The organism is Streptomyces botrytidirepellens, from assembly GCF_003721215.1.
Lineage (GTDB): Bacteria > Actinomycetota > Actinomycetes > Streptomycetales > Streptomycetaceae > Streptomyces > Streptomyces himastatinicus.
In genome coordinates this window covers 446-2,598 of record NZ_RIBZ01000113.1, presented here as the reverse complement: position 1 = coordinate 2,598, position 2,153 = coordinate 446, and the positions used below count along the sequence as shown (strand labels likewise).

Sequence of the window (2,153 nt, the reverse complement as noted above, 5' to 3'; positions counted from 1 at the left end):
ACAACCCTTGGGCGCCCCGGCTCCCCGGCCCGCCCCCACCGCGCCGACACCCGGCGCCGGGGCCCGCCCACCCCAACCTGTTGCATCCCCAACCCGCCAAGGAGATTGCGATGAGCCGAACCATGGACCGCATCCGCCGTGAGGCGATCGAGCAGTACGGGGACGCTCCCGCAACCCCGGCCGAGGCGCTCGACCACGTTCTCGCCATGTTTGCCGACGCCCCCGACGACTGGATGGTCTTGGAGGCCACCAAGGGGCTCTACGGCGACGGCGTCCGCACCGGCCTCACGATGGGCGACCTTCGCGACCTGCACGCCGCCCTGACCTGACCGGTCTGAAGGCCACCCCGGGTGCACGGCCAGTCCGTTCACCCTGCGAGGCACTCAGCCCAACTGAACCACCAGCCGCTGAACAGGAGCGACCCATGAACCAGACGGCCCCCCTCACCCCCGCCGCCACCGTCGGCCAGCAGGTCGTCATCACCGTCGACCAGGCCGGGTACGAGGACCGCCAGCTCGTCGGTATGCAGGGCATGCTCACCTACATCGACACCGTCTCCCTCAAGGACAACATCGTCGACGGCGACCGCGGCGGGGCGTACCAGATACGCCTCCCCGACGGGGACACCGTGTGGGTGGCGGACGTGCGCCCCGCCGACGAGCAGGTCAGCGACGACCGCGTGGAGCTGGCGCGCTTGCGCCGCATGCGCACCAAGCTCGCGGCCTACATCGAGCACGGCGACATGCCGGACGGCGTGCGCCGCGAGCTGCGGAAGTGCATGCACTGCTGACGCCGCACCGGCCTGGTCCGGCTGTGGCCGCCCCCTTCCGTAAAGGACCTGATCCGGATACGGCAGGAGGAACACGGGTGGCACTGCGTGTTCCTCGGCGCCAAGCAGGACGCGTTCACCGCCGCCGGGGACATAGGCATCAGCCTGGACACCACCCTGTCCTACGCCAGTGAGCACACCCGCCAGACGATGACCCACACCGGCCGGATGGCCGCCCGGGGCACTCTCACCGGAAACCGGGGCTTCACCAAGGACGAGCGGGATCAGATCAGCTGACCACCACTGTGGGCCCCGGGCACAGCCCCGGGGCCCACAGCGCGTCACACCACATCGGGCCTACCCCGGCCCCTGCACTGGCTCCGCCCCCGTACCCGGCCGTTCTGCGCCCGCCGCCGCGGTCTGTTGCCGCCCGCACCGCCTGTCCGGCCGTCGTGCTGCGCCCCGGCTGCCGGTGCCGCAGCCCGCCGCCCTGGCTGATGCCGCGCGGGTTGCGGTTCTAACTCCCCGCCCGCCCACAGTCGTTCGGGCCAGGCCGCGCTACAACGGCTGCCAGAACCCGCCGACTCAGGCCAACCGAAAGGGAACACCCCCGTGGGCATCCTCTACCGCGACCGCAGCAAGCCCGCCGAGACCGACGAGGAGATATGGAACAACCCGCTCAACTCCTACCTGCGTGAACACGACATGGGCCACGCCGGGACCAGCTGCAACCTGCCCGACATGATCCGCCACATCCAGGCCATCGGCTCCCTGTGGTGGCAGTACACCAGCCCCGCCCAGGCCACTCTCGGCGCCATCCGCTTCATCAGCGACGGCATCATCGCCCCCGCCCTGACCCCCCTGATCGAGGGCCCCGAGCTGTTCACCGCCGTGGCGGTCGAAGGACTGCGCTCCTGGCACGCGCTCCTGGACCACGACGACACCCGACGCACCGCTTACGGAGACGACCACGCCGACCGGCTGCTTCCGGCCTTCAGCCTCGGCGAGTACCTCTTCGACCAGGACGGCGCCCGCTGCATCTTCACCGATGGCAGCCGACGCGACGTGCCCGCCGGGACCGTCGTCGCCATGCTCGTCATCGACCGCGTCCCGATCCCCAGCGACCCCAAGGACTTCGGCGGCACCAGCTACTACGACCGGGAGACCCGCGTCAGCACCGTCGACTACTTCGCGCAGATACACGCCGTCCAGCAGGGCTGGAAGAAGGCCGCCGACGCCGCCCCGAGCACGACCGCCTGACACCGCCCCGACGGCAGTCCCGAGCCCCAGACCGACCGGCAGCACATCACGAATCCCGCCGCCGTCTGCCGCGTCCCGCACCGCCCTGCCGTCCCTGCCCGGCCGGGCCCGCCCCCGGCCCCTG

The 2,153-nt window shown here is 71.2% G+C and carries 4 protein-coding genes; all 4 read left to right on the top strand.

Annotated elements, in window-relative coordinates:
• The first annotated feature begins 110 nt into the window (after window positions 1-110).
• Window positions 111-329: a hypothetical protein gene (locus tag EEJ42_RS08890; protein WP_123099428.1), complete on the top strand. Its 219-nt coding sequence runs from the start codon at window positions 111-113 to the stop codon at window positions 327-329.
• 95 nt (window positions 330-424) lie between these two features.
• Window positions 425-790: a hypothetical protein gene (locus EEJ42_RS08885; protein ID WP_123099427.1), complete on the top strand. Its 366-nt coding sequence runs from the start codon at window positions 425-427 to the stop codon at window positions 788-790.
• An 87-nt stretch (window positions 791-877) separates the two neighbouring features.
• Window positions 878-1,066: a hypothetical protein gene (locus EEJ42_RS08880; protein WP_123099426.1), complete on the top strand. Its 189-nt coding sequence runs from the start codon at window positions 878-880 to the stop codon at window positions 1,064-1,066.
• A gap of 315 nt (window positions 1,067-1,381) precedes the next feature.
• Window positions 1,382-2,029 carry a hypothetical protein gene (locus EEJ42_RS08875; RefSeq protein ID WP_123099425.1) on the top strand — a complete coding sequence of 216 codons (648 nt, stop codon included), beginning with the start codon at window positions 1,382-1,384 and terminating at the stop codon, window positions 2,027-2,029.
• Window positions 2,030-2,153: the final 124 nt, after the last annotated feature.

Coding starts and splice junctions, on each gene's coding strand:
- EEJ42_RS08890 (WP_123099428.1), top strand. CDS start 111: ATGAGCCGAACCATGGACCGCATCCGCCGTGAGGCGATCGAGCAGTAC.
- EEJ42_RS08885 (WP_123099427.1), top strand. CDS start 425: ATGAACCAGACGGCCCCCCTCACCCCCGCCGCCACCGTCGGCCAGCAG.